30 protein-coding genes are annotated in these 22243 nt (G+C 45.9%); 9 read left to right on the forward strand and 21 right to left on the reverse strand.

The annotated features are described in order from the left end of the window. Positions 1-239: 239 nt before the first annotated feature. Entirely contained in the window at positions 240-443 is a 204-nt protein-coding gene (locus BLR15_RS12215) for a hypothetical protein (protein WP_092987922.1), read from the reverse strand. 176 nt (positions 444-619) lie between these two features. Further along, a complete protein-coding gene (locus tag BLR15_RS12220; RefSeq protein ID WP_176754159.1) occupies positions 620-1213 on the reverse strand; it encodes a peptidylprolyl isomerase in 594 nt (197 codons plus the stop codon). 186 nt (positions 1214-1399) lie between these two features. On the opposite strand from BLR15_RS12220, the gene BLR15_RS12225 reads away from it, so the two are divergent. Genes BLR15_RS12225 through mnhG (BLR15_RS12255) form a run of 7 tightly spaced genes read left to right on the forward strand, consistent with a single transcriptional unit; the run spans position 1400 to position 7253 of the window. Next, complete coding sequence (locus tag BLR15_RS12225; RefSeq protein ID WP_092987926.1) at positions 1400-3802, forward strand: Na+/H+ antiporter subunit A; 2403 nt, start codon at positions 1400-1402, stop codon at positions 3800-3802. Further along, positions 3780-4283 carry a Na(+)/H(+) antiporter subunit B gene (locus BLR15_RS12230; RefSeq protein ID WP_092987928.1) on the forward strand — a complete coding sequence of 168 codons (504 nt, stop codon included), beginning with the start codon at positions 3780-3782 and terminating at the stop codon, positions 4281-4283. The genes BLR15_RS12225 and BLR15_RS12230 overlap by 23 nt, the downstream gene beginning before the upstream one ends. Then, on the forward strand, positions 4283-4627 hold the full coding sequence (locus BLR15_RS12235) for a Na(+)/H(+) antiporter subunit C (protein WP_092987930.1): 345 nt from the start codon (positions 4283-4285) through the stop codon (positions 4625-4627). The genes BLR15_RS12230 and BLR15_RS12235 overlap by 1 nt, the downstream gene beginning before the upstream one ends. Further along, positions 4617-6113, forward strand: a complete 1497-nt coding sequence (locus tag BLR15_RS12240) for a Na+/H+ antiporter subunit D (protein WP_092987932.1) — start codon at positions 4617-4619, stop codon at positions 6111-6113. The genes BLR15_RS12235 and BLR15_RS12240 overlap by 11 nt, the downstream gene beginning before the upstream one ends. Then, positions 6114-6593: a Na+/H+ antiporter subunit E gene (locus BLR15_RS12245; protein ID WP_092987934.1), complete on the forward strand. Its 480-nt coding sequence runs from the start codon at positions 6114-6116 to the stop codon at positions 6591-6593. It begins immediately after the preceding gene. Further along, positions 6590-6889: a Na(+)/H(+) antiporter subunit F1 gene (locus BLR15_RS12250; protein ID WP_092987936.1), complete on the forward strand. Its 300-nt coding sequence runs from the start codon at positions 6590-6592 to the stop codon at positions 6887-6889. Before BLR15_RS12245 ends, BLR15_RS12250 begins: the two co-directional genes overlap by 4 nt. Continuing rightward, entirely contained in the window at positions 6882-7253 is a 372-nt protein-coding gene (gene mnhG / locus BLR15_RS12255; RefSeq protein ID WP_245696794.1) for a monovalent cation/H(+) antiporter subunit G, read from the forward strand. The genes BLR15_RS12250 and mnhG (BLR15_RS12255) overlap by 8 nt, the downstream gene beginning before the upstream one ends. A gap of 70 nt (positions 7254-7323) precedes the next feature. Here mnhG (BLR15_RS12255) and mnhG (BLR15_RS12260) read toward each other — a convergent pair whose 3' ends face one another. The 14 genes from mnhG (BLR15_RS12260) to BLR15_RS12325 form a co-directional block, all read right to left on the reverse strand. After that, positions 7324-7710 carry a monovalent cation/H(+) antiporter subunit G gene (gene mnhG / locus BLR15_RS12260; RefSeq protein ID WP_218118669.1) on the reverse strand — a complete coding sequence of 129 codons (387 nt, stop codon included), beginning with the start codon at positions 7708-7710 and terminating at the stop codon, positions 7324-7326. Further along, a complete protein-coding gene (locus BLR15_RS12265) occupies positions 7703-7978 on the reverse strand; it encodes a Na(+)/H(+) antiporter subunit F1 (RefSeq protein ID WP_092987940.1) in 276 nt (91 codons plus the stop codon). Before BLR15_RS12265 ends, mnhG (BLR15_RS12260) begins: the two co-directional genes overlap by 8 nt. Beyond that, positions 7978-8454: a Na+/H+ antiporter subunit E gene (locus tag BLR15_RS12270; protein WP_092987942.1), complete on the reverse strand. Its 477-nt coding sequence runs from the start codon at positions 8452-8454 to the stop codon at positions 7978-7980. Before BLR15_RS12270 ends, BLR15_RS12265 begins: the two co-directional genes overlap by 1 nt. Before the next feature lie 5 nt (positions 8455-8459). Continuing rightward, positions 8460-9944, reverse strand: a complete 1485-nt coding sequence (locus BLR15_RS12275) for a Na+/H+ antiporter subunit D (protein ID WP_092987944.1) — start codon at positions 9942-9944, stop codon at positions 8460-8462. Beyond that, entirely contained in the window at positions 9937-10275 is a 339-nt protein-coding gene (locus BLR15_RS12280) for a Na(+)/H(+) antiporter subunit C (protein WP_092987946.1), read from the reverse strand. Before BLR15_RS12280 ends, BLR15_RS12275 begins: the two co-directional genes overlap by 8 nt. Beyond that, positions 10275-10706 (reverse strand): Na(+)/H(+) antiporter subunit B, encoded by a 432-nt coding sequence (locus BLR15_RS12285; protein WP_092987948.1) that lies wholly within the window; start codon positions 10704-10706, stop codon positions 10275-10277. Before BLR15_RS12285 ends, BLR15_RS12280 begins: the two co-directional genes overlap by 1 nt. After that, entirely contained in the window at positions 10703-13120 is a 2418-nt protein-coding gene (locus BLR15_RS12290) for a Na+/H+ antiporter subunit A (protein WP_092987950.1), read from the reverse strand. The genes BLR15_RS12285 and BLR15_RS12290 overlap by 4 nt, the downstream gene beginning before the upstream one ends. Before the next feature lie 336 nt (positions 13121-13456). Continuing rightward, complete coding sequence (locus BLR15_RS12295) at positions 13457-13843, reverse strand: PaaI family thioesterase (RefSeq protein WP_092987952.1); 387 nt, start codon at positions 13841-13843, stop codon at positions 13457-13459. Then, the gene (locus BLR15_RS12300; protein WP_092987954.1) at positions 13840-15318 is read right to left on the reverse strand and encodes a leucyl aminopeptidase; all 1479 of its coding nucleotides are present in this window, start codon (positions 15316-15318) and stop codon (positions 13840-13842) included. Before BLR15_RS12300 ends, BLR15_RS12295 begins: the two co-directional genes overlap by 4 nt. Positions 15319-15331: 13 nt before the next feature. Further along, on the reverse strand, positions 15332-15652 hold the full coding sequence (locus tag BLR15_RS12305; protein WP_092987956.1) for a YuiB family protein: 321 nt from the start codon (positions 15650-15652) through the stop codon (positions 15332-15334). Positions 15653-15712: 60 nt separating this feature from the next. Beyond that, on the reverse strand, positions 15713-16924 hold the full coding sequence (locus BLR15_RS12310; RefSeq protein ID WP_092987958.1) for an NAD(P)/FAD-dependent oxidoreductase: 1212 nt from the start codon (positions 16922-16924) through the stop codon (positions 15713-15715). A 128-nt stretch (positions 16925-17052) separates the two neighbouring features. Next, the gene (locus BLR15_RS12315; protein ID WP_092987960.1) at positions 17053-17412 is read right to left on the reverse strand and encodes a HesB/IscA family protein; all 360 of its coding nucleotides are present in this window, start codon (positions 17410-17412) and stop codon (positions 17053-17055) included. Positions 17413-17472: 60 nt separating this feature from the next. Beyond that, the gene (locus BLR15_RS12320; protein ID WP_407927608.1) at positions 17473-17739 is read right to left on the reverse strand and encodes a DUF1450 domain-containing protein; all 267 of its coding nucleotides are present in this window, start codon (positions 17737-17739) and stop codon (positions 17473-17475) included. A gap of 62 nt (positions 17740-17801) precedes the next feature. Further along, a complete protein-coding gene (locus BLR15_RS12325) occupies positions 17802-18044 on the reverse strand; it encodes a NifU family protein (RefSeq protein ID WP_072709818.1) in 243 nt (80 codons plus the stop codon). A 94-nt stretch (positions 18045-18138) separates the two neighbouring features. Here BLR15_RS12325 and BLR15_RS12330 point away from each other — a divergent pair, with 94 nt between their 5' ends. Then, positions 18139-18453 carry a DUF1462 family protein gene (locus tag BLR15_RS12330; RefSeq protein WP_092987962.1) on the forward strand — a complete coding sequence of 105 codons (315 nt, stop codon included), beginning with the start codon at positions 18139-18141 and terminating at the stop codon, positions 18451-18453. Between the two features lie 67 nt (positions 18454-18520). Here the strand turns inward: BLR15_RS12330 and BLR15_RS12335 are convergent, their stop codons facing one another. The 5 genes from BLR15_RS12335 to BLR15_RS12355 form a co-directional block, all read right to left on the reverse strand. After that, the gene (locus BLR15_RS12335) at positions 18521-19063 is read right to left on the reverse strand and encodes a biotin transporter BioY (protein WP_092987964.1); all 543 of its coding nucleotides are present in this window, start codon (positions 19061-19063) and stop codon (positions 18521-18523) included. A gap of 98 nt (positions 19064-19161) precedes the next feature. Then, positions 19162-19479 carry a cupin domain-containing protein gene (locus BLR15_RS12340; RefSeq protein ID WP_092987966.1) on the reverse strand — a complete coding sequence of 106 codons (318 nt, stop codon included), beginning with the start codon at positions 19477-19479 and terminating at the stop codon, positions 19162-19164. 21 nt (positions 19480-19500) lie between these two features. Continuing rightward, positions 19501-20460: a 2-hydroxyacid dehydrogenase gene (locus BLR15_RS12345; protein WP_092987968.1), complete on the reverse strand. Its 960-nt coding sequence runs from the start codon at positions 20458-20460 to the stop codon at positions 19501-19503. A gap of 1 nt (position 20461) precedes the next feature. Then, positions 20462-21223, reverse strand: a complete 762-nt coding sequence (locus BLR15_RS12350; protein WP_092987970.1) for a TIGR01457 family HAD-type hydrolase — start codon at positions 21221-21223, stop codon at positions 20462-20464. Between the two features lies 1 nt (position 21224). Continuing rightward, a complete protein-coding gene (locus BLR15_RS12355) occupies positions 21225-21644 on the reverse strand; it encodes a DUF86 domain-containing protein (RefSeq protein WP_092987972.1) in 420 nt (139 codons plus the stop codon). A gap of 86 nt (positions 21645-21730) precedes the next feature. Here BLR15_RS12355 and BLR15_RS12360 point away from each other — a divergent pair, with 86 nt between their 5' ends. After that, entirely contained in the window at positions 21731-22018 is a 288-nt protein-coding gene (locus tag BLR15_RS12360; RefSeq protein ID WP_092987974.1) for a DUF3055 domain-containing protein, read from the forward strand. Positions 22019-22243: the final 225 nt, after the last annotated feature.

Genomic DNA, 22243 nt, shown 5'->3' on the forward strand with positions numbered 1-22243 from the left:
TTACAAGCACAATTAAACAGCCTGGCACCGGTAGAATTTCGGGCACAGGCTGCTGCATAACTGTTTTATTATTTTAGTGTCTACTTGACGGGTGGCGGTTCAGTGTGGAATTCAGCTTTTATATCGTTCTATTATATGGTGAGCCTTATCAACCATCGGATAAATACCTTCAAACGGAATCCATATTTTCTTCAACTTTTACGGGATTCCACGCTTTAATCAGTCTGTACAGCTTTATATTACCTGCCCGTTCTGTCATTGTCCTCTTTTTCGAGTTTTCTCATGACTTCTTCCTCGAAATGCTTCATCTTCTGTTCCTGGTTTCTGGAATAATTTTTAATATAACGAAAAACAAAGTAAGCAACCAGGATACAGATGATCATGGCAATCGCCGCTGGAATATATTCCGTCGGGTCATCTGGGAAATATAAAAATTCCATCATATTCAATCACTCACCTTTTCCCAGTCATTATATCAAATCCATTATGTAAATAAACATCAGATTATTGACTATTTTGTGAGGAAATTTTAAAGGCGGAACGGGAAAGCACTTCCAACCGCAAACACATCAAAAAACGGCCTCCCTCAAAAGGACGGCCGTTCATCTGTAATGATATTTTATTCTGCAACTTCGATCGTCTGGATTTTAACTTCTTCTTCCGGACGGTCCTGTGCGCCTGTTTTGACTTCAGCGATGTTTTCGACGATGTCGAGTCCTTCGATGACGTGGCCGAATACCGTGTGGCGCTGATCAAGCCACGGTGTGCCGCCCTGCTCTTTGTATGCGTCGATGATTTCTGCAGGGTAGCCTGCACCTTCAAGCTGTGAAACCATTTGTTCCGGCACTTCTTTCAACTGGACGATGAAGAACTGGCTGCCGTTTGTACCCGGTCCTGCATTTGCCATGGACAGTGCGCCGTAAAGGTTGAATGCCTCTGTTGAGAATTCGTCCTCGAAAGTGCCGCCCCAGATGCTTTCACCGCCCATTCCGGTGCCGGTCGGGTCACCGCCCTGGATCATGAAGTCCTTGATGACTCTGTGGAAGATCTGTCCGTCATAGTAGCCGTTCTTCGCATGTGTTGTGAAGTTCTCCACCGTTTTTGGTGCAATATCTTTGAATAATTTGACCGTCACGTCACCGTGATTTGTTTTTATTGTTGCCTGTACTTCGTTCTCGCCTAATTCTTTTGTTAACTGTGGGTAAGTCATAATAGCCTCCTGGTTTCAAAAATTTCAAATTCACACTTTTAATTTAAAAATTTATAAATGTCAAAATGTTAATCTCTCAATACATATTACTATAAAAAGTTCGCATATTTCAAACTCTATACATTTATTTCAATGTATCGATAATGTATAATAATTTTATAATGCGAAAACTATGAAGGAGGAGAGCCAGTGACTCTAATTCACTTTGCCATACTGTTACCTGTAATAGCCGCAGTATTTATCGGCGTTTTATACAGGTACTACAAAGATGTGCATCTCGGTTGGTTTGTACTTCCGGTTCCAGTTTTAATCGTTGCTTACTTATTCACTTTAATTCCAACCGTCAGTAGTAATCAGGTGATCTTTGAATCAATGCAGTTCATGCCGAGAATCGGTATGAATTTTGATGTTTACATAGATGGTCTCAGTCTATTGTTCGCGATTTTGATATCGGGAATCGGGGCTCTGGTCGTTTTGTACTCCATCGGCTATCTCTCGCACTACGAAAAGCTCGGTAATTTCTATGTTTACCTGCTCATTTTTATGACAGCGATGCTGGGTGTCGTCCTGAACGATAATGTTCTCATGCTTTACCTTTTCTGGGAACTCACATCTATATCCAGCTTTCTCCTTATCGCCTTTTGGTTCAACAGGGAACGTTCGATATACGGCGCTCAAAAATCCATGCTGATTACAATGTTCGGCGGGTTTCTGATGCTGGGCGGCTTCATTTCCCTCAGCCTGATTACGGATACATTCAGTATCAGAGGCATGATGGAACAGATTCCGGCGATTCAGGAAAACGCGCTTGCACCGCTCGCAATCATCCTTATTCTTTTTGGTGCTTTCACTAAATCAGCCCAGTTTCCATTCTATGTGTGGCTGCCGGATGCCATGGAGGCGCCGACCCCTGTCAGTGCATACCTGCATTCGGCAACGATGGTCAAGGCCGGTCTGTATGTGGTCGCAAGATTCACACCGCTGTTCGCATTTTCTGAACTTTGGGTCTGGGCCATTCTGCTTATCGGTCTGGTCACTCTCGTGTGGGCGGCTTTCAATGCTGTCAAACAGGATGACCTGAAGGCAGTGCTTGCCTTTTCCACCGTTTCACAGCTCGGTCTGATCATGTCTCTGCTCGGTATCGGTGCTTTGGGTGTACACAGTGGTGCATCAGAGCAGGTTTTCACAATCGCCGTCGTCGCAGCAGTATTTCATCTGATCAACCATGCAACTTTCAAAGGCGCCCTGTTCATGATCATCGGTATCGTCGACCATGAAACAGGCACCAGAAGTCTGAAACGCCTCGGCGGTCTTATGACCATCATGCCGATATCATTCACAATGACAGTCATTACATCACTGTCGATGGCGGGAATACCGCCCTTCAACGGTTTCCTTTCAAAGGAATTATTCCTCGAGGCAATGTTCTCGATCAGCGAAGCCGACTTCAGCGTACTCGCTGATGTAAGCGTACTGTTCCCGATACTTGCCATTGTGGGCAGCATATTCACATTGGTATATTCAATCATTCTGATCAGAGGCATATTCCTCGGCAAGACACAGCCCGAGACACCGAAAGAGCCGAAGGAAGCACCAATGCTGATGCTGATTTCACCAATTGTCCTGACCGTCCTCGTCATCGTATTCGGTCTGTTCCCGAACATTCTTTCCGGGACGATAATCGATCCGGCGGCAATGGGCATACTGAACACGTCAGAACCGCTCAATACGGAAATATCCCACTGGCACGGCTGGGATTCACCTGCGCTGTGGGGAACTGTCGCCATAGTCGTCATCGGTGCATTGATGTATTTATTCAGAAATACTTGGATGCCCGTGTACAGGTTCGGCAATAAAATATTCACGATCAATAATTTGTATGACCAGGGTCTGATGTACTCGAGACTCGGAGCAGAAAAAATCACGGACGGCTACATGAGCGGCTACATCCGTTCATATCTGGTCTATATATTCACCGGTTTCGCCGTCCTAGCAGTCATCACCATGATCAATACGGATATGACTTTCGAATGGGATACCGCTTCGGCGATTACCATTCCGGAAGTTGCGATCATGCTGATCATTCTCGCTGCACTCATCGCCATTCTGGTCACCGCATCAAGAATGGTATCAATCATCATGTTCAGTGTCATCGGGTTCTCACTGTCGCTGCTGTTTGTGTTTTTCCGTGCGGTGGACCTTGCACTGACGCAGCTTGCAGTTGAAGCGATCCTCACGTCGCTGTTCCTGCTCGCGTTCTTCCATCTGCCAAAACGCGCACGTCACGAGGAACGCAAAAGATTCAGACTGAACAACATGATTATTTCAGTTGCAGTCGGTGCCACATCCATCATTTTCGGAATCGCCGCATATTCGAACAGACTGTTTGATTCCATCAGCCAGTTTTATATCGACAATGTATACGACCTCGCTTCAGGCGGAAACATGGTCAACGTCATACTTGTAGACTTCCGTGGAATGGATACTTTATTTGAAACTCTTGTCTTCGGACTTGCAGGTCTTGGAGTATTCATTCTGCTAAGACTCAGAGTAAACAGGAAAGGGGAGAATGAATTTGAAGAGCACGCTTAAGAAACTCGGTTACGCCAAAGTCCATAAGCAGATGAATGATGTCTTCCTCAAATACACTGCCAAAGTCGTATTTCTGATCATCATCACATTTTCTATCAATCTATTCTTCTCCGGACACTACACGCCGGGCGGCGGATTCGTCGGCGGCCTTCTTGCAGCGGCCGCGATTGTATTGCTGCTTTTGGCATATGATTTGAAAACGATCAATAAGATGATTCCTTTTGATCATAAATGGCTGATTGCACTCGGACTCACTCTGTCAGTCTTCGTTCCGCTTGTGCTGATGATTTTCGGACAGCCTTTCTTTACACATCAGGCACTCTATATTGAACTGCCGATTTTCGGCGAAGTGCCGATACACACGGCAGTATTCTTTGACGTCGGTGTCTACATCACTGTCGCAGCGACAACGCTCTTAATCATCACTTTACTCGCAACGGAACAGGCCATGTCGGACAGCGAAGGGGCGGATAGAAGCTGATGGAAATTCTCGTAATTATTCTTGCAGGCATTCTCATCGGTGCCTCTGTCTATCTTATGCTGTCGAAAAGCCTTTTACGCATCATCATCGGTACGGGAGTTCTCAGCCACGGCATACTGCTCATGCTGCTCACAATGGGCGGACTGAAACGGGGCGGCATCCCGGTGCTGGATGACAGTGTCCAATCCTACTCCGACCCACTGCCGCAGGCGATGCTTTTGACCGTCATCGTCATCACTTTTGCACTGACCGCCTATATGCTGGTCATTGCAATCCGTGTTTATAAAGAGCTGGGCACAGACAATGTTGAAAATATGAAAGGAGTGCCGAGAGATGATGACTGATATTTTACCTTTACTGCCCGTACTCGTACCGGTCATCGCAGGAATAGTGATGCTCTTTACCGGGAGGCGCAACGTCTACCTTCAAAGAGTCATTGCTTCGGCGACCGGACTGATACTTGTCATCCTGTCGGTCGTGACGATCATTTATATCGCCGGCAACGGCATGGCGGTGACACATGTCGGTAACTGGAATGCACCGTACGGTATCAGCATGGTCATTGATATGCTGGCTGCACTCCTGCTCTTTGGCACAGCTATTGTAACGTTCACAGTCGTTGTCTTTTCATTCCAGTCCATCGGTGCCGTAAGAGAGCGCTTCTTCTACTACCCGATGGTCATGTTCATGATCACCGGCGTGAACGGTGCTTTCATCACAGGTGACATATTCAACATGTTCGTTTTCTTTGAAGTGTTCCTGCTTGCATCCTACGTGCTGATTACGATCGGCGGGACGAAAATTCAGCTGCAGGAAGGCTTCAAATATTATCTTGTAAACGTCATTTCGTCGAACTTTTTTGTGCTTTCGGTCGCTTATCTTTATGTCTCCGTCGGTACTCTGAATATGGCGGACATACACCAGAAACTGTCAGCATTCGAAGGTGATGCGGCCATTCTGACAATCATCGCGGTAGTAATGCTGTTCGTCTTTGCAACTAAAGCCGGACTGTTTCCATTCTACTTCTGGCTGCCGGGATCATACTTTGCGCCGCCGATTCCGATCATGGCACTTTTCGGTGCACTGCTGACAAAAGTCGGCGTCTATGCAATTGCAAGAACATATTCACTGTTTTTCATAGACAACATCGGATTTACCCATCAGATGCTTTTGTTCCTGGCGGTACTCACTATCATCATGGGCTCGATCGGCGCGCTCGCATACACTGATATGAAAAAGATCATCATTTACAACATACTGATCGCCATCGGTGTCATCACCGCCGGATACGCAATGATGGACGAGGCAGGCACAATCGGTGCCACGTACTATCTGATCCATGACATCATCATAAAAGCCGGGCTGTTCTTTCTGATCGGCTTCATCATATACAGAACAGGTGAAAGTGACATCAACCGACTCGGCGGACTGATCAAGATCCATCCCGTTGCCGGCTGGACATTCTTCATCGCTGCACTCGGGATTGCGGGTGTACCCCCGTTCTCAGGATTTTACGGCAAACTGTTCATCACGGAATCACTCATCGACAACGGTCACGTGTTTTCAGCAATCATCGTACTTCTGTCAAGCCTTGTCGTGCTGTACTCGATTATGCGCATATTCATCTCGGTATTCTGGGGCGAAAACATGGACTTTTCAAAATTAAAACCGATCAGCTATGATAAGCTGCTCTTCTCATCATTCGTGATGATCGCACTTGTCGTCATACTCGGTTTCGGCGCAGATATATTCTACCCGATCTTTGAAAGTGCGGCACAGTCATTGTATGATCCGGCAAGTTATTCTGGTTACCTGTTGGAGGTGGAATAAATGGCAATGCAGATTATGATTAATATTACGCTCGCGTTCATATGGGTGCTGATCGTTTCCGACCTTTCCCTCGGCAGTTTACTATGGGGGTACATCATCGGGATCATACCGGTATATGTCATCAGAAGATTTCTGCCGGGCCGGTTTTATCTGATCAGGGTATACTATGTCATGAAGCTCATTGTCGTCTTTGCGAGAGAACTTATAAAGGCAAACTATGAACTTACGAAAATTGTTGTCAGCCCCAAGATAGACATTCATCCAGGATTCTTTGCATACCCGTGTGAGCTTGAGGAAGAATGGGAAATCGCCTTGATTTCCGTATTGATTTCACTCACACCCGGAACATTGATCGTTGCCATTTCCGACGATTATTCAACCATTTATATCCACGGGATCAATGCGCTGGATGTCGATAATGAAATTGCGACGATCAAAAACAGCTTTGAGAAGCTGATTCAAGAGGTGAGCAAACCATGACCACATTTTTAAATATTGTCGTCATCATCAGCACCATAATGTTTGCGCTGTCGCTCATCGGTCTTGTGTACCGCATCATCGTCGGTCCGTCGCTTCATGATAAAATTGTCGCCCTGGATGCATTTGGCATTATGCTCATGGGTATAATCGCATTGACCGCAATCACTCTGGGGTCGATATATTTCATCCCGATCATACTGCTCATCGGTATTCTGGCATTTCTGTCAACCATCGCCTTCTCGAAATATCTGGAAAGGAATGTGATTATAGATGATGATAGAGATAATGATGAATAGTATCATCGCTTTTCTCCTGCTCGGCGGAACGATCATGAGCGTCCTTGCGGTCATCGGCATACTGAGACTGCCGGATATGTACTCCAGACTGCACGCAACAACGAAAAGCACGACACTCGGCGTCATCATGATCATGGCAGGTGCGTTCCTCTACTTCTGGTATGTGGAAGGACTGATCGAGACGAACCTTCTGCTCGGCGCCCTGTTCATACTGATTACCGCTCCCGTGTCGAGCCACCTGCTGTCGAGAAGTGCATTCCACGCAGATGTCAAACCGTATAAGCTGACGGTGCTGAACGACCTGAAAAGGGATGAAACCAATCCGGACGCAGAAAACGATCCGGCCAGGGACCTCGTAGAATAAAATTATATATAAAATAAAAAGCACACGGGGAAGAATGACTGGTTCAGTCATTCTTCCCCGTGTGCTTTTTTTAATCATAATCGTAATTTTTACCAAGTTTCTTCAGTCGTTCCTTTTCCCTTTCGACATCCATCGCATCTCCGAGTTCATCCATATGTGCTGCATCATTCATCTTCACATTCGTCCTGTAGGCAGAACGAGTGACGGCCAGCGCAGCCAGCGGCGCCGTCATGAAGACGAAAATGATTGTCAGAAACAGTTTGAAGTTGAAAGCCTCTTCTGTGACGATGAAGAAGATTACAGCGCCCGTCATGATGCTCATGACACCGAGCGTCGAACTTTTCCCTCCGGCATGCGTTCTGCTGTAGACATCACGCAGTCTCACCAGTCCGATGGAACTGACGAAAATGAAAAAGGTCCCAATGATTATAAAGATGCTTGTGATGATTTCAGTCATTGTCAATGACAACACCCCTCTCGAGGAATTTCGCCATTGATATCGTACCGACAAAACCGATGATGGCGACGACTAATGCAATATCATCATACACGATGGTCTCCTGAAGTATCATGATAAGACCAATGATTCCGATCAGCATCATCCCGAGTGTATCCAGAGCAAGAATCCGGTCACTTACCGTCGGACCGATTACCGCCCGTATGAGGACGATGGCAAGGGATAGGGATGTCACGGCCAGACATGTATATAACACGATATCAAACATTATTTCGTCACCTCCTGTATGGCTTTTTCGAATGAGCCTCTGATTTCTGCAACCATTTCATCTCTGTTGTCCACATCGATGGAGTGAACATAGATCGTTCTGCCGTCCTCGGAAAAATCCATCGACACCGTACCAGGTGTCAATGTAATCAATGCCGCGAGCGTCGACCTTTCGATTTCGGTTTCAAGGCTTGTTTCCACTGCGATGATTCCAGGCTTATTTTTCAGCCTGGGACTGAGCACGATCCGGACAACATCTATATTCGCTTTGATGAGCTCAACTAAAAACAGCAGTACGAGTTTTACGAATGCAACCACTCTCGTAAAATAAAAATCAAATTCCATAAATCTCCGCAGAAGATAGAGGATCAGCACCCCGATCATGAAACCGAAAACGAAGGTCGGCATGGCGTAGCTGTCCTGCAGGAACATCCAGATCACAGCAATCAACAGATTGATCAAAAATTGAAATATCATATCATCTACTCCTTAAGTACCGCATTCACATAATTTGACGGTTCCAGAATCTGTTCCGCTATATGAAGTGAATATGTGAAAATCGGTTCGGCTGCAAAGCCCAGTATTACCGAAAATGCAACAAGCGGTGCGATAGGAATCAACAGCTTCGTAACAGATACTTCACTCTGCTTTTCAGTCAGTTTATTCTCTCCCCAGAACACATAACCGAAAATTTTCATCATGGAAAACAGTGTCAGCAATCCGACCAGAAGTGCCACTGCGGAAATCACCCACTGGCCTTCCTGGAAACCGGAAAGTATGATCGGGAACTTACTGAAGAACCCGCTGAGCGGTGGTATGCCTGCTAGTGATACGGCCGCGATGAAAAACGACCATGTCAATACAGGATGTGACTTGATCAGTCCGCCCATCTCCCTGATCTGCGTTGTTCCGGTGACCTTCTCAGTGGCGCCTGCCAACAGAAATAATGCTGTTTTTACAAACATGTGGTGGACGATGTAGTATATCGCCCCGGCCACCGCAAGTGGTGTGAAAATACCGAGCCCCATTACCATGTAACCGACCTGGGAAATGATATGGTATGACAGTATGCGTTTGAAGTCATACTGTGACACGGCACCAAGAACGCCGAGGAACATCGTGAAGCCAGCAACCGTGACAATGAGGCCTTTATGTGTGAATGACGGCTCATGATGGAATATTAATGTAAACATGCGGATGATAGCGTAAATACCGACTTTGGTCAGCAGACCACCGAATAATGCTGCAATTGCAGCCGGCGGGCCATAGTATGATTTCGGCAGCCAGAAATATAATGGGAACAATCCGCCCTTGGCGCCGAATACTATGAAGAACATTACCGCTATCGCAGTGACTATTCCCGGCTGGTTGATTTCAGCGACCCTTTCCGACAGGTGTGCCATATTGACAGTACCTGTCACGGAATAAATCCATGCCACTGCCATGATGAATAACGCTGAACCGAAAACGTTCAAAATGACATATTTGAATGATTCCCTCAACTGATACTTCGTCGCGCCGTTCACTATCAGCACGTAGGACGACAGAAGCATCACTTCGAAGAATACGAACAGGTTGAATATATCTCCTGTCAGAAATGCACCGTTCACCCCGACGATCAGAAAGAAATAGAATGGGTAGAAATAATACTTTTCCCTCTTCGATGAAATTGTACCGAAAGCAAAGAACAGACAGGCTGCTGCAAGTATCGAAGTGATCAGCAGCATCAGCGCGGCAAGGTTGTCCAGCACAAGTATGATACCATACGGCGCTGACCAGTCACCCGCTTCGAGTATAACTGTATCCTGCTGGTATGCAACCACTGCTAGATAAATGGAGAGCCCCACCAGTATCAATGAGCCGATGCCGCTGATTATCCTTTGAGCCCTGGAGTTTTTTGCAAAGAATACTAACACCGCTCCAACGATGAATGGAAATAATATGGGTAATACAATCAGGTTACTCATCTTTGGCTCCTCTCATATCATACAGGTCCACACTTTTATGCTCCTGATACGTGCGATATACAAGAACGGATACAAAAGCTGTGATACCGAAGTTAATTACAATGGCTGTCAGAATCAATGCCTGAGGCAGCGGGTCGGTGTAAGATCCCGCTTCAAGGAATAAAAGTGGCGGCGCCCCTCTCTGGAGACCGGCCATCGTCAGTAGGATCAGGTGGACACTGTGAGACAGTAACAATGTACCGATCAGTACTCTTAAAATATTTCTCGAGAACATCAGATATACAGCTACGGCAAATAACAGACCGATGACTGCCGACATAACTATCTCCATTAAGAATCATCCTCCACTATTGTTAATATGAACGTCATAGCTGCACCGACCACAAGAAGGTAGACCCCCAGGTCGAATATCAGTGCCGTCGTCAGTTCGACTTCTCCGAATAATGGCAGTTGGAAATAGTCGAAAAACTGCTTTAAATATGGGTAACCCGCAATCCAGGAAATTATTCCCGTAAAAGCGGCCAGCAGCAGGCCGATACTCATCATATATGTGTAATTGAATGGCAATGATTCCTTGATGGTACTCACTCCGAAAACCAGATACATCACAAGTATCGCAATCGCAGTCATCAGACCGCCGATGAATCCGCCGCCGGGCGCGTTATGCCCGGAAAAGAACAGATAAATCGAAAAGGTGACAACAACAACTGCAATCAATCTGATAAATACGCGGAACATCATATTATTAGGTTTATTTATCATACATCGTCACTCTCCCCGACTCTCAATTTTATCAGTGATATCACACCAAGTGCCGCGATGCCGAGAACAAGCAGTTCAAGCATCGTATCCAGACCACGGAAATCCACAAGGATGACGTTAACCATGTTGTAGCCGCCGCCCAGGGATTTCGAGTTCTCTATGAAATATTGGGATATGGCTTCGAATGGTGTCATCTGGCCGTATGTGAACGCGCTGATTGACACAAATGTGACCATCAGTCCGGACATGCCTGCAACAACGATATTGATCGACTTAGTAAGCGGCGCAATATTATCTTTGGTCAAGTTCGGCAAGTGATAGAATACCGCCATGAACAGGATGACCGAGACAGTCTCCACCATCAGCTGGGTCAATGCCAGATCCGGTGCCCTGAAGACTGTGAAGATGAACGCTACAAGGAAACCGACAAAACCTGCAAGGATGATTGCAGTCATACGGTTATTTACTTTTGGAAGCAGTATGATCGTGACTGACAGTGTTGCAAGGATAACATACATGAACAAGTCGATATCGCTGGCATTTTCCATACTGAAATGGAAACCTTCAAACCGGAACATAGTGTAGGTCATCAGACCGACGATGAAGATCAGCATGTAGACGAGATAATCCCTGAGCATGCCTGTCATCTGGGCCCGCGTGATGAGCTGGGAACCTTTGATCAGTGCATCATAACCATAATCGTATACCGTCGTAATGATATCCTGTTCTTTCTGATAGATGCCAAGTTTCGACCATTTGTCCATGGTCATATAGAGAATCGTTCCGATGATTACAACACCAATCGTCATCGTCAGTTCAAGATTGATGCCGTGCCAGTGGTAAATATCCACATAGAAGCTTGAACCTTCACTCAATATGCCAGGCAGGATCGACATCATTGCCGGCTCTATGACAGTGTATGCAAGCATATTCGGGAATATACTGATTACCAGCACTGCAAGCACAAGTATGATCGGGCTGATCAGCATGCCAATCGGTGCCTCATGCACTTTCTTGACCGGCAGCATGTCCGGTTTGAATTTACCTCTGAACGTTCTGAAGAAAATGATCGCACTGTAAGTGAATGTAAAAATGCTCGCTATCCATGCGATCACCGGCAGTATAAAACCGATCGTGTCACCGTTCCACATGTCATATTGGACAACATTCATAATACCGGTAAAAAACAGCTCCTTCGACAGGAAACCGTTGAACGGCGGCAGACCTGCCATCGCAGCCAGACCGATTACAGAAAGCGTTGCCGAAATCGGCATGATCGTCATCAGACCGCCGAGTTTTCTTATATCCCTCGTGCCCGTTTCATGATCGATGATACCGGCAACCATGAAGAGGCTGCCTTTGAATGTTGCATGGTTGATCAGATGGAAGACAGCGGCAAGGATCGCCGTCGTATATAATGCATTGTCACCGTCCATATAATAGAACGCAGCCGAGCCCGCACCGAGCAGACTCATGATCATGCCCAGCTGACTGATTGTGGAGAAGGCGAGTATCGCCTTCAGATCTTTTTGGCGAAGAGCGGATATACCGCCCCAGAGCATTGTGAAAATACCGAATGATGTGATGATCCAGAACCATTCCGCACCGCCGCCGAATACCGGCGTCATTCTTGCCACAAGATATATGCCCGCCTTGACCATCGTTGCCGAGTGCAGGTATGCACTGACCGGTGTTGGCGCTTCCATTGCATCCGGAAGCCAGATGTGGAAAGGGAACTGCGCGGACTTTGTGAACGCCCCGACCAGCACCAGGATCATTGCCGGTAAAAACAGCTCGTGGTTCATAATGATGTCGGAACCGGCAATCATTTCCCTGATGCTGAATGTTTCAGCCATGACATACAGGAGCGAGAATCCCCCGAGCATCGTTAAGCCGCCGAATACAGTCACGTACATCGACTTCTGTGCTCCGTATACAGATGCGTCCTTCGTATACCAGTAACTGATCAGAAGCGCTGAGGAAATACTTGTGACTTCCCAGAATACATAGAGGACGATGATATTGTCCGAAAGCACGACGCCCAGCATCGCACCCATGAATAACAATATATATACGTAAAAATGATTCAGCCGCTCTTTCTTACCCGCCAGGTAATAGATCGAATACAGGATGACCAGTGTCCCGATCCCCGTAATGAGCAATGCGAACAGCAGACTCAGTCCGTCTACGTATAAATCGAAATTGATGCCGAGTGACGGCACCCATTCAAATCTTTTCATCACAGTGTGCCCGTCAGATGTCGTCGGTAAATACGACACAAAATAAATGAACAGAACAAGCGGCACAATCATAACGAACCAGCCCGTATGAATCTTTCTTAAATACTTGAATAAAAATGGCACCAGCAATGCAAATAGAAAAGGTGCAAGTACCGCAATGTGTAATAAAGTCATGTTCGATCCCCCAATATTCCTGATAAACAATGATTACCTTTTCATAACTGATTTTTGTCAAAACAAAAAGGAGCCATCGTTAAAATAGACATAGTTATGCCCTGGTGACAGACTCCTCCGGATATTTCTGTATATTCATTTTATAAATGTTATTGCGAATTTTCAGTCAACAACATCGAGATTAACCTCATGAATTTTTGCCCGGTTAACCCCTTCAATTTCTTATAGAAGTAATCATAACAAAAATAAAGCGCTTTTGTACACTGAAAATCGATTTATTAGTGTATATTAACACTATAATTGTCGGATGACAAATTTAGAAAAAATATTGGGTGTTTATCTTTTCTTCTTAACGGCCATCGTGCATCTGGAGACGCACGTCAAATTATCATTTTCATCTGTAATATCTATTTCCCACACCTGTGTACTTTTTCCTTTGTGACGCATTGTGGCCGTTGCATATATGAGGCCGCCCGAGACCGTCCGGAGATGATTCGCATTGATCTCCATGCCAAAAGTGATCTCATCTTCCCCAATCAGCCTTGAAGCACCGACAGAAGCGGCGGTTTCCGCCAGGACCACATTGGCACCGCCGTGGATAAATCCTTTCGTCTGATGGACTTTCTTAGTGATGGGCATGGACATCACCATATGGCCATTTGATTCACTGACCACTTTGATATCCAGAAATTCAAGCAGGTTTGAAGGTTCATTATGCGTCATATCAGATCACCCTCCACCGCTTTGATGACCGACCTGATCAATACACCGGTCGCACCTTTCGGACCGTAGGCGTTATTTTTCGAACGCGTGCCTGTGCCTGCGATATCAAAATGCGCCCACGGACTGCCGTTGATGAACTGGCGGATAAAACCTGCTGCAAATGAAGCACGCCCCGGTTTTTCCACATGATTCGTCAAATCAGCGACTTTAGAAGACTTGACCGAACGCTCTTCCTTATCTCCAAGCGGCAGTCTCCACAGTTCATCGCCCACTTCCTGTGACAGATCGAAAATCGGTGCAACAAGCTCCTGGTCTTTATTTGTAAATACACCTGTACGTTCATTGCCGATGGCTGCTATTACAGCGCCTGTCAATGTCGCAAAGTCCAAAATGATGCGCGGCGAGTACTGGGATGCATGGAAGACGGCGTCTCCGAGTACCAGTCTGCCCTCGGCATCGGTATTTTTCACTTCGACAGTCTGACCGCTCAGTGAAGTGAAGACATCATCCGGTTTCATGGCGTTGCCGCTGATCATGTTTTCTGCGAGCACAACAGTCGCAACAACATGGACCGGCAGTTTCATTTCAACGATGCCCTGGATCATGCCGATGACATTGGCAGCACCGCTCAAGTCATACTTCATCCCCGGCATACCCGTCTTACTCTTGATTGAGTAACCACCCGAGTCATATGTAATGCCTTTGCCGACCAGTGCGACCGGTTTGATATCATGCGCATCGGGATGGCGGTATTCCACTGTGACGAGACGGGGTTTATTTTCAGACGCCTTGCCGACGGCCGTGATCAGACCGTAGCCTTCATCACTCAGATCGAACTCGTCCTTGATCTGGATGCCGACATGGTCTCTTCCTTTGAACATGGTTGATATTTTGTCCGCAAATATTTCCGGTGTCATATAGTTCGGCGGTGTTTCTGAAATATCCCGTGCGCTGTTCACGCTCTGCCCGATGATCATTCCTTTCGTGACATGCGCCTCGACAGGCTCCATTGAAGTGACCGTCAATTCGAACGACTCGAGAAACGGCCTTTCCTCACGGTGTTTTTTACCGCTGTACTCATAGACGCTGACGTGGGCCATGTAGCCGATAGCTTCAGCAGCCCCGACGTCGCCGCCGAATGTTTCAAACAACAGCTGGGCGCTCGTCTCATCATTCTTTTTCAAGTGCTGAAAAAGTCTGCCGAATGCTTTATGCATCTTATGGCTGTTCATGTCCTGACTATTCCCAAGACCGATAGCGATGATTTTTTTAACCTCTGTCTGTATCGTCACGCCTGTCGATGTGATTTCGCCAAATTTGGTGGATAACACTTTTTCTTTCACCAGATCTTCCAGCACACCGTTCAATAATGAATCCACATCATCAAAGTTACTCAAATCATGCAGATTATCAGGCAGGCCGATGATGATCGGTTCTTCTGATAATTCATATCTTTCCAAATACTTGATATTCATTGCTACTCTCCCCTTAAAACATTTTATATCCTGCATTTCTTAAATATCTGATTGTGAAACCTGCCAGGATGACACCTATAAAACCGCTTCCGAGCATCAGGATGTTCGGCAGGTCCAGAGCTGCAATGCCTTCATATGCAGCCTGGAACGACTGCGCCGGGTTTGTCAGGTAGCTGAAAGTGGATATTCCATCCATCATCAGTATGATGATGAAAGGATAGACGACCACCATGAGCCAGGTTGTTTTCAAGATCATATTCAGGATGAAGCTGATGCCGTAGAATAAGACGAAAAATAAAACCATCGATATGACCAGTTGGATAATGATTGCCACGTTTTTAACCTCCAAAAAAATAAGCATGGGCAAGAAAGCGCCCATGCCTGTTCATTACTTTTATAAAAATTTACCTTTGGAATAAGCGAGGAACGGGCCGCCGATCTTGAAGACCGCTCTTGTGTCGATGACACGTTTTAAGAATGCCGCTCTTGCACCTTTGACTTCACGGTTGAAGACAACGCCGATGCCTTCGTCGGCCCCGAGTGAACATACTGTACCTTTATCATCAAATTCGAATGTTTCCAGTCTGTCTCCATTCAACTTGTTTTTGATGTTTTTAGCAGTCAGTTCACCAAGCTGCATTGCAATCTGTGCCGTTGTCGGATGAGGTCTTGCGTTTTCACCTTCACCGTTCATCACTGCTGCAACATCACCGATAACAAATATGTTGTCATAGCCGTCGATTGTCAGGTCGGGATTCGTCACGATACGCCCGCGTTTGACGCCTTCGAACGATTCTTCCATCAGGCTGTTGCCCCTGACACCTGCAGTCCAGATAACGCTGCTCGCTTCAAGCTGAGTTTCTTCATCATCCACTTTTACAACGAAACCTTTTTCATTCGCTGCAACAATCGGTGTACCGATTTTGAATTCGACACCTTTACTTTCAAGGAAATCGACAGCGTACTGAGTCAGTTCGTCACTGAACATCGGCAGCATTGACGGTGCCGCTTCAACACACGTGATTTTGACATCGTCGTAGTCGATATTGTGCTGTTTCGCAAGCTCGGGAATGCTTTCGATCAGTTCACCTAAAAATTCAACACCTGTATACCCGGCGCCTCCGACAAGTATTGACAGGTCGCGGGGGTCTTTTGAATTTTTATAATTGATGAAGTTTCTTTCGATTTCCTGACGCGCCGCTACAGCCGTCTCCGGGCTTGTAATCGTCTCGGCATACTGATCCATGCCGTCGATGCCGAATGACTCACTTTCAAATCCTAATGCCACAACCAGAATATCGTATTCGAATTCACCCTGGTTTGTTTCTACACGCTGTTCATCACGGTGGATGGCAGTCACTTCTGCCGGTACAAATCTGACTTTTTGAGTGTTGATCACTTTTGTAATCGGGTATGTAGCTTCTTCCCAATGGATCGTGCCTGCCGCCACCTGGTGCAGCCAGGTAGACTCATAATGATACTCATTCTTGTTGATCAGAGTGATATCTGCATCCTGGAAGCCCAATGTTTTCTGTAATCTGGTCACTGTTGTCAAACCGGCATAACCTGCTCCGAGTACAAGAATTTTCTTTCTCTCAAAACTCATAATTAATGTCACCTTTTCCTCATAAAGTATATTAAATATATTTACACCATAAATAAGACCGCTAATATTAATATCATTATTAATATTAGCGATTTACTTCACATATTTCAAGAGTTTTTGATAATTAATTAACAATCTCCGGGAGCGCCTGCATTTGTCTTGGTCCTGAATGATGCACCACATCCGCATGATAATGACGCATTTGGATTATCGATTGTAAAACCGCCGCCCATGAGCGACTGCTTGAAATCGATAACGGTGCCGTCGATGACTGGTGAATCATGTTTATCAACCAGCACTTTCACACCATGAAATTCATACTCTTCATCGTTTTCACTTTTTTCTATCTCTGCTGCCATGCCGTAAGTCAGGCCTGTACAGCCGCCACCCTGGACTTTGAATCTTAAAAAACCTTCAGGCATGTCGTTTTTGAGAAGCATGTCCTTCACTTCGTAAGCTGCACTTTCTGTGAGTTCAATCTGAGTCATATTATCTTCCTCCATTACTTATATTATATAAGAAGTTATTTTACAGCTCAAACTTTACGTCTATATTAAAAAATCGTATTGATCTTCTATTTCCTGTTGTTTTTCAATCTGTTTATAAATTTTTATCAGCAGATCGGGAGCAGACTGTGCACCGACAAGCTGGCCGTTGACGATGGCAAATGTCGCCTTGCTGCAAATCCCGCAATTGTTGGTACACTCATAATCTAACACATCCACGTCATCATCTGCATCTAATTGCCTGTATACTTCATCAGAGCCCTTCTGCATATTCGCATTACAGAACTCGACAAGGTTCATCGGGTACATATCCGTCCCTCCTTCGTTCAAAAATAAAAAAACCGTTGGAACACGGAGTCCCAACGATCGGTTTAGAATACTTGTTCAACTTCAACGAACCCTGGCACTTCTTCGAGCATCGCTCTTTCAATACCTGCTTTAAGTGTAATTGTTGAACTTGGGCATGTGCCGCATGCTCCGAGCAGACGCAGTTTGACGATACCGTCCTCAACATCCACCAATTCGCAGTCCCCACCATCTCTGAGCAGGAAAGGACGCAGCTTCTCTATAACAACTTCGACTTGTTCATACATTGTATCTTGTGTTGTTGCCATCGGTAATTCCTCCAATCCTAATGATACAGATTCTATATATGTATTATAATAGATATAGAAGGAAAAATCCATCATCTTAAAGGAGGATGTTGCCTTGAAATATGTAGTAAATGTGTATGGAAGAACTACCCCGGCTGAAAACTCAGTCACTATGACCGACGCCGAAACATTGTGCACCCGTCTAAAGGAGGATTTCCTAAACAAATTTCCGGCAGATGATTTTCATCTCACTCTTATAGATATGGATGCTTCAGACAACTTGAGCGATCATGATGAAAATCTTATTGAACAGATTGACAACGGCGACCTGTCATCTCCGCTCGTCACCGTCAATGATCAAATCGCCGCTCATGGTGATATTGATGCGGATACTGTTATGAAGTGGCTGAAAAGAAAACGCAGTGAATGAATCTTATGATGACCCGATAAACAGAACCTCCGCCCTGAAATTTTTAAAGAGCAGAGGTTTTTCCATTTTAATGGGCGATTCTTAAGATACCGCGGGATTTCAATATACGGGCGAACATTACCGTCAGTGTGCCGACGATCAGGTCTTTTATGGCAAAAGGCACGACTGTGATCATCAGCGCTTCAATGACACCAACCGGGGTGCCGATGAGTACATTCATCACAAAGACAAAATATAATGCTCCGAATATGAACGTTACAAGAATTGCGAGATATGTATAGATGAGCGACTGATACAGCGGCTGCCCCTCCCTGACTCCGATGCCTGCTATGTAGGCAGCCGGGATGAAACCGAGTACGAAACCGAAGCTCGGTGATATGAAAGCGCCGATGCCTCCGCTTCCGGCAAATACAGGCACGCCGATCAGACCGACGAGCAGATATACTATTGTCGATAAAGCACCCAGCCTGGACCCCAGTATGAGTGCTGTGAGCAGAACCATCGGCATCTGCAGAGTAAACGGAACAGGCCCGATGGGCACACGAATCTGTGCACCGATTGCGATCAATGCTGCGAACAGTGCGACGAAAATCAGATGTTTTGTCTTCATTGAAAATCTCCTTTGTTGTTTTTTTATATCATAGCATGAAAATACCCTATTGTTAACTTTAAATATTAAATGGTTAACAATAGGGTGTTTTTGTAACTCTATTCTGCTATTTTATTCATCGTGATGTAGATGGATGAGTTGCCGTCACCATTTTCAAAGCCAATCATCTCGTCTTTTTCAAGATGGATGACGTCATCTTCTGCCACCTGGACTTTTTCATCATCGATTATAAATTCGCCTTTACCGGACAGAACATGCAAATACAGTTCTTTACCGGGATGGCTGTGGGATTTCATCGTCTGGCCCGCAGTAAAGTTCAAGAGGAACATCGAGCTGTTTCTGCTTTTGAAAATATCCACTTTGGTGAAACGACCTTCATCAAATGTACGCGCTGATGCGATTGTGTTCTTCTCCATAACATCCACTTCCTTTAACAATTATTTAACCTGAGTGAGCGGTTTTTTTCCTTCCAATACATTCGTTATATTGTCCACGCACAGCTGCACCATATTATCACGTGTCGCAACAGACGCACTGCCGATATGCGGAAGCAGTGTCATGTTGTCCATGCCGATGAACGGGTGGTCTTTTGAAATCGGTTCGCCGTCGAACACATCAAGTGCTGCAGCAGCAATTTCACCAGTCTCCACCGCTTCTTTCAAGTCCGCTTCAACAACGTGTGCACCGCGGCCGATGTTGATGAAATGTGCTTCCGGTTTCATTTTACCGAACGCTGATTTGTCGAATTTATATTTTGTCTCATCCGTCAGCGGAGCTGCACATAATACGAAGTCAGACTGTTCAAGGAGCTCATCGAATGACACCAGCTCTGCATCCAGGTCTGCCGCGTATTTGGACTCGCTGCGGTTATGGTAGATGATTTTACAGTCGAACCCTTTCAGTCTGCGTGCAAAGGCTGCACCGATCGAACCCATGCCGAATATGCCAATCGTTTTTCCGAACACATCCGTGCCGGCCATATGGTACGGGCTCCAGCCCGTCCAGTCGCCCGCTTCCAGTTCGCGGTTCGCTTCAATAACGCGGCGCGCAGATGTCAGCATTAATGTAAATGCCAGCTCCGCTGTCGTTTCTGTCAGCACTTCCGGTGTATTCGTGATGATCACATCATTTTCTTCAGCCTTTTCAAGGTCGATATTATCGTAGCCTACTGCGAGGTTGGAAACGACTTTCAGATTTTTCGCCGTTTCAAACATTTCAGCGTCGACTTTTTCACTCAGCATCGTCATCGCCGCATCTGCGTCCTTTATTTCTTCTAGGAACTGTTCTCGCGGCAGCGGGTCGCCCGCACTGTCCCACATGAATACTTCAAATTTTTCCTTCAGCTGATTCAAATGTTCATCTTTAATCTGTCTTGTAACAACCACTTTTTTAGTCATATTATATGCTCCATTCAGATAAGTTATTAATAGTATGTGTCGGTGTAATGTCCTTTTTCAGTACATCTTCGGTCCGGCTCACGCCTGTATCGACATGTATCGTATCCACACCGGCATTGATGCCTGTCAAAATATCCGTATCATAATTGTCGCCGATAAGCGCCACTTCATCCTTACCCAGTCCCAGCTGCTTCAGGGCACCGTCTAAAATAAAACCGCTCGGCTTGCCGATGGTTACCGGCTGGATACCGGTCGTTTCAATAAGAACCTGCTGGATTGCGCCGTTGCCGGGAACGATGCCATCTTCAGTCGGAAAGCGTTTGTCCGGATTCGTTGCGATAAAGGTCGCGCCGCCTGCAATGAGCAGCGCCGCACGGCTCAGCTTGTCATAGTCCACTTCCAGGTCGAGTCCCATAATGACAAGATCTGCATCCTCTTCTGTCAGAATGATGCCTGAGTCCTGCAGGATTTCCTTCAGAGACGGTGTGCCGATGACGTAAGCCGTACTGCCCCGGTGGTGCTGCTTGATGTAGGCCGCCGTCGCCATTGAAGATGTGTACATATTCTCCGGCGTCGTTTCAACACCCATGTCCAGCACTTTCTGCACCGCCTCTTCCTGTGATTTAGTCGCATTGTTCGTCAGAAATACGTAAGGGATATTCTTTTCTGTAAGTTTTGCGACAAAATCTTTCGCCGTTTCAATCAGTTCGGTGCCGTTGTACAAAGTACCGTCGAGATCTATCAAGTAACCTTTATAATTCATGTCATTCACCTTTGAAAGCGGTCACTACCTGACCGTCATTTTCTACAAACGCATTAATTCTTGATTTATAATTTTCAAAAGCAGAGAGATGTTTATTAAAATCATCTTTCATGCTCTTACGATCGAGTGTCGTGTACTCACGATTCAGTTTATTTCTCCATTTGAATGTTGCCTTGAAATCATCTTCATCCGCTTCAGACAGTGCACCCTCGGTCTTTAAGATGAACATCACATCCAGGTACGTTCCCGGATCTCTTAAAATGAAAGCGTCGATGATCATATTGCCGACGTCCACAGCGGACTCGATGAGCATATGACAAATACGCTCCAGTGCAAATCCTTCAGCATTTTTAAATTCTTTCGTGAGCGATTCGATATAATCGAGCCGCTCATCCAGTAATTGGCGATCTACAAAATACAAAGCCTACACTCCTCTACATTCTTTGTGGTCATGATAATATTATGATAGCATAATTTTGACAGTACAGTAGAAGCGGAGGAACAATGATGCTCGACTTTTTCTTATATGATGAAACAGAAGACACTCACTCAAGATACGTCGGATTTGTCGGCGACCACGGCAGATATGACCTCGCTATCATCCAGACAGGCAGATTTTTCGGCAAGGCACTCGTGCTGAACACACAGAGCAACCGGTTCGGCATTATCGGTTCTGATGACCTGGAAGAAGAGGGCTACATTGCCCACATCCTGGACCTCGAACCGGAACAGGGTGACGAAGTCGTCGAGTTTTTAAGCGACATCATCGTTACAGACTTCGGAGATATGGAGTAAATTTGAGCTGCGCACCCCTGGGTAGGGGCTGCGTGGCTTTTTTATGTTTGCCTGCTGTGAAGATGGCAAGGAAAATTGCCCCAACTTCACACGGAGGCACCTTTGCTGTGCAGATGGCAAAGAAAAATGTCGTAACTACACGCGAAAGCCTTCAAAGTCCTGCTCACTCAGCATTAAATATCAACCTAAGTGAGCAGGCTAACACAAAATCTGCTCACTCAGCAT

Origin of the sequence: Lacicoccus qingdaonensis, from assembly GCF_900101075.1 — a bacterium.
In the GTDB taxonomy this organism is placed as follows: Bacteria; Bacillota; Bacilli; order Staphylococcales; family Salinicoccaceae; genus Lacicoccus; species Lacicoccus qingdaonensis.